The sequence below is a fragment of the Terrisporobacter petrolearius genome, assembly GCF_020748185.1.
GTDB classification, from domain to species: domain Bacteria; phylum Bacillota; class Clostridia; order Peptostreptococcales; family Peptostreptococcaceae; genus Terrisporobacter; species Terrisporobacter petrolearius.
Map to the genome: position 1 here is coordinate 1 of NZ_JAHZMO010000120.1, position 537 is coordinate 537.

Below are 537 nucleotides of genomic sequence, written 5' to 3' on the forward strand. Positions count from 1 at the left end.
CCTATAACCTCTTGTTTTTATAGGCATATCCATACTTTCTGAAAAACCACTATACCCTAATAGTTTTGCCATATTGACCAATTCTATTAGTTCTTCTGAATTTAAATTTTTGACCTTTTTCATAAGTTCTTTTATTTCTGTGTTTTCTTTATTATAATCTTTGAATATTAATTTCTGGTCTATTCTGGTTGTACCCATTAATTCTTCTAATTTCATACTTACTAAAGTTCCTTCATCACCCAATTCTATCACATATTTTTCAATTATACTTGTAACTCTCATTACCATTTCCATCTTTTGCATGACTAATGCAACATCATAAATAGTTACCAAATCATTAAACTCTAAGGCATTTAAATTTGTTATAGCTTGGTCCAATACTGTCTTATATTTTTCCAGAGTTTGTATAGCCTGATTTGCCTTAGTAAATATCTTAGATATATCTTCGACTACATACTTCTCATTTCCTCTATAAACTGTTATAACATTTCTTCTTTGTGAAATTCCTATGACTATAGCACCAGTTTGTTTTGCTAC

1 protein-coding gene is annotated in these 537 nt (G+C 28.9%); it reads right to left on the bottom strand.

The features are described from left to right. Positions 1-537: DNA integrity scanning diadenylate cyclase DisA (gene disA, locus K0040_RS19920; protein ID WP_228110428.1), on the bottom strand; the 537-nt coding region annotated here is incomplete at both ends.